General features: G+C 67.0%; 5 protein-coding genes. All 5 read right to left on the bottom strand.

What is annotated here, in order from left to right:
* A partial coding sequence (locus G3N93_RS35690; protein WP_206135089.1) for an FmdB family zinc ribbon protein occupies positions 1–218 on the bottom strand: 218 nt, incomplete at its 3' end.
* A gap of 95 nt (positions 219–313) precedes the next feature.
* Positions 314–946 carry an SAM-dependent methyltransferase gene (locus G3N93_RS35695; RefSeq protein ID WP_206135091.1) on the bottom strand — a complete coding sequence of 211 codons (633 nt, stop codon included), beginning with the start codon at positions 944–946 and terminating at the stop codon, positions 314–316.
* Positions 947–963: 17 nt separating this feature from the next.
* Positions 964–2,541 (bottom strand): ubiquinone biosynthesis regulatory protein kinase UbiB, encoded by a 1,578-nt coding sequence (ubiB, locus tag G3N93_RS35700; RefSeq protein WP_174940213.1) that lies wholly within the window; start codon positions 2,539–2,541, stop codon positions 964–966.
* A gap of 13 nt (positions 2,542–2,554) precedes the next feature.
* Positions 2,555–3,181, bottom strand: a complete 627-nt coding sequence (locus G3N93_RS35705) for an SCP2 domain-containing protein (RefSeq protein ID WP_174942397.1) — start codon at positions 3,179–3,181, stop codon at positions 2,555–2,557.
* Positions 3,182–3,344: 163 nt separating this feature from the next.
* On the bottom strand, positions 3,345–4,128 hold a 784-nt coding region (locus G3N93_RS35710), incomplete at its 5' end, for a Tim44 domain-containing protein (RefSeq protein ID WP_206135093.1).

Raw genomic sequence — 4,128 nt, forward strand, 5'->3', positions numbered from 1 at the left:
CCCGACGCCGTCGCCGGCGCGCTGGTGCCGCCCGAACCGCCACGGAAATCGGTGACATACCAACCCGAACCCTTCAGCTGGAAGCCCGCAGCAGTGACCTGCTTGCGAAATGCATCCTTCCCGCATTCCGGGCACTGCGACAGCGGCGCGTCGCTCATCTTCTGGAGCACGTCCTTCGCGAAACCACACGCTTCGCATCGATAGGCGTAGATCGGCATGATATTTTTCCCGCGGAAACTGGAAACGGCTTGCAAAACCTTGAATTATAGCCGAAACCCTGCCGCGCTCCGGCAATGGCCGCGACACCCGCGCATCAGCGGCGACGCCACGTGAGCCAGCGCTCGTGTCCTTCGAACACCGCGAGCGAATCGGTCACGGGCAAATCCTCGATCAGCTCGAAGTGCGGCGTGAGCAGCGCATCGAGTTCGGCACGCTCGATTCCGAACGGCGGCCCCTTCGGTTTAGCCATCAGGAAGAAATAGCCGGCCAGCAATCCGTCAGCAGGCAGCAGCTCGGCCATCCGCGCCGCATAGTCGGCACGCATGGCCGGCGGCAGCGCGCACAGGAACGCGCGCTCGTACACCCACTGCACGTCGAACGGCGGCCGGTACGCAAAGAAATCGGCCTGCTCGACGACTTCCGCATGCGCGCCGAGCTGCGCCTTCGCGGCAGCCACCGCCTGCGCGGCGAAATCGATCGCACGCACGGGCCAGCCGGCTTCGGCCAGCCACCCGGCTTCCTGCGCACTGCCGCAGCCGGGAATCAGCACCGCGCACGGCTCGAGCCGATGCGCGAACACACCAAAACCCTCGGGCACGCCACCGAATTCCCACGGCGTCACGCCACGCTCGAAACGCTCGTCCCAGAACGATGCGTCGCCGGGATCGCGCGTCGTGAAATCGGCGGCGGCCGGCACATTCGGCTTCGGTTGCTTCGGATCGGACATCGCCGCACTCCTTTCGGTCAGGCGCCGTATGCGAGCAAGATCAGCACACGCGCAACGAGCGCCCCGACGCCAACGGCGAGGCCAAAGATCAGCAGCGCCTGCAGCAGCCGGTTCGTCCGCTTCTGCTCGACGAGGATCTGGCGCATCAGGTCTTCGCTCGCCGCGCGCGGCGCGTCATGGCGCGCCGCCATCGCATGGTGGATCAGGCGCGGCAATTGCGGCAGCGTCTTGCTCCACTGCGGCGCCTCGACCTTGAAGCGCTCGTACCAGCCGCGCAAGCCGATCTGCTCGGTCATCCAGCGCTCGAGGTACGGCTTCGCGGTCTTCCACAGGTCGAGCTCGGGGTCGAGCGAGCGGCCGAGGCCTTCGACGTTCAGCATCGTCTTCTGCAGCAGCACGAGTTGCGGCTGGATCTCGACGTTGAAGCGGCGCGACGTCGAGAACAGGCGCATCAGCACCTGGCCGAGCGAGATGTCCTTCAGCGCACGGTCGAAATACGGCTCGCACACCGCGCGGATCGCGCTTTCGAGTTCCTCGACACGCGTTTCAGGCGGCACCCAGCCCGATTCGAGGTGGAGCGTCGCGACGCGGTGGTAGTCGCGCTTGAAGAATGCGAGGAAGTTCTGCGCGAGGTAGTTCTTGTCGAAATCGGACAGCGCGCCGACGATCCCGAAATCGAGCGCGACGTAGCGGCCGAACGTGTTCGGATCGAGGCTCACCTGGATGTTGCCCGGGTGCATGTCCGCGTGGAAGAAGCCGTCGCGGAACACCTGCGTGAAGAAGATCTCGACGCCTTCACGCGCGAGCTTCTTGATGTCGACGCCGGCCGAACGCAGCGTCTCGACCTGGCTGATCGGCACGCCGGTCATGCGCTCCATCACGAGCACCTGCGACGTCGAGAAATCCCAGAACATTTCGGGCACGAGCAGCAGGTCGAGGCCCGCGAAGTTGCGGCGCAGCTGGCTGCCGTTGGCGGCCTCGCGCATCAGGTCGAGCTCGTCGTGCAGGTACTTGTCGAATTCGGCGACGACCTCGCGCGGCTTCAGGCGCCGGCCGTCGGCCCACATGCGTTCGGTCCAGATCGCGATGTCGCGCATCAGCGCGAGGTCGGAATCGATCACGGACAGCATGTTCGGGCGCAGCACCTTGACGGCGACGGCCTTGCCCGCGTGCTGGCCCTGCTTCAGCTTCGCGAAATGCACCTGCGCGATCGACGCGCTCGCGATCGGCTCGCGCTCGAATTCGTCGAACAGCTCGTCGACCGGCGCACCGAGCGACTTCTCGATGATCCCGATCGCGACCGCCGAATCGAACGGCGGCACCTGGTCCTGCAGCTTCGCGAGCTCGTTCGCGAAATCGACCGACAGCAGGTCGCGGCGCGTGGACAGCACCTGGCCGAACTTCACGAAGATCGGGCCGAGACTTTCGAGCGCGCGGCGCAGCCGCACGGCAGGCGGATCGGAATAGCGGCGGCCGATCGTCGTGATCCGCAGCAGCAGCTTCACGCGCCGGTCGTCGATCCGGGACAGCATCACTTCGTCGAGACCAAAGCGGATGACGGTGTAGACAATCTTGATGAAACGGAAAATGCGCATGCCCTGCGGCCCCTCAGTGCGCGCCGCGCGGGCCGGAACCCGTGCTCGCGCCGATTTTTTGTTCGAGTCGCTCGACCCGCTTTTCGACCCGCGCGAGCGCATCGCGTGCGCGCGCCAGTTCGGCGTCGAAGCCGCCGAGCGACGCGCGCCGGACGACTTGCGGGTTCTCGTCGAGCCAGTATTCGGCGACGGAATCGAGCACGTTGCGGCCGGTGCGTCGCGCGCGCGCACCGGCGTCGCGCACGACCGTCGCGATCCGGAATGCCGCCGCGTCGCCGACCAGCTTCGCGAGATCTTCTTCAGGTTCCCAGCGCAGGTGCTCGGCCAGCTTCGCGATCTGCGTCGCGAACTCCGCGTCGCCCTCGATCTTCACGTGCTTCATTACGGCCGCCTGGCCGCCTTGCAGGAATGCGGCAACGGTATCGCCGGCAAGCGCGATCGATACGTCGACCTGTTGCGCATCGTGCGCGTCGACGGCCGACAGATAGCCGTCGGGCTGCACCAGCAGCGTGAGCGTAACCGGGGGCACGTCGATCCGGGCAGTCTTGCCCGCATACGGAATCAGGCGGTCGCGCGCCCACGATTCGCGGGCGAGCAGGTGATTGACAGCAGCAGCAAAAGGCTTGGCGGCAAAGGTCATCGGGCTGGGAAAGAAAAAACCCGCGCAGGCCGGGCGCCCACGCGGGTTTCTATTGTAACGTCGGATCGTCGGCAGACCGTGCCTGACCGCACACCCGGGCGGCAAGCGGTCGCAGTGCGGCGGCCGTTGCCCGGGTGCCGGCGGCGCGGGCCGCCGGTCACGCTCAGTGCGTGTTGATCTGCTGGATGCCCGCGAGCAGCCAGCCCTGACTGCCCGACTTCGACAGGTTCCACACCTCGTCGAACGGCGCGGCCGACGCATTCGCCGATTCGCGGATCAGGCCGTGGAAGCGCACGCTCGCCGACTGCTCGATGCCGCGGTCCTCGATCGCGACCAGTTCCGCGTCGAGCTGCACGACGTCGGTCTGGTTCGACTCGTTGCCGCGCGAATCGAGGTCGATCTTGATCTCGGCGAACATTTCGGGCGTCGTGAACTCGCGGATGTCGGCCAGGTTGCCCTGGTCCCACGCGGCCTGCAGGCGCACGAAATAGACCTTCGAGCTGCGCAGGAACGCTTCGGTGTCAAAACCGGCCGGCACCTGCAGCGGTGCTGCCGCAGCAGCCGCTGCCGCGCCGGTGGCCGCGGCACCGCCGCCGAACACGCCCTGCGCTTCGTTCGCGTAGCTGCTGCCGCTACCCGCATAGTTGCTGCCGGTGCCGCCCTGCTGGAACGACGGGCTTTGCGAATAACCGCCCGACGACGACGCCGAGCCGCCGACCGAGTACGCCGGCTCCTGCGGACGACGGCGGTTCATGAACTTGCGGATCAGCCAGATGCCGACCGCCGCGAGCAGCGCGATCACGATGACGTTCGCCATCATGCTTGCGAATGCGCCGCCCAGGCCGAAATGCGACAGCAGCGCCGCGATGCCGAGACCGGCCGCGAGACCGGCGATCGGCCCGAGCCAGCGCGAGCGGTTGGGCTGCGCGGCCGGCGCGGGTGCGGCC

It is taken from the genome of Burkholderia sp. Se-20378 (genome assembly GCF_017104665.1).
Classification (GTDB): domain Bacteria; phylum Pseudomonadota; class Gammaproteobacteria; order Burkholderiales; family Burkholderiaceae; genus Burkholderia; species Burkholderia lata.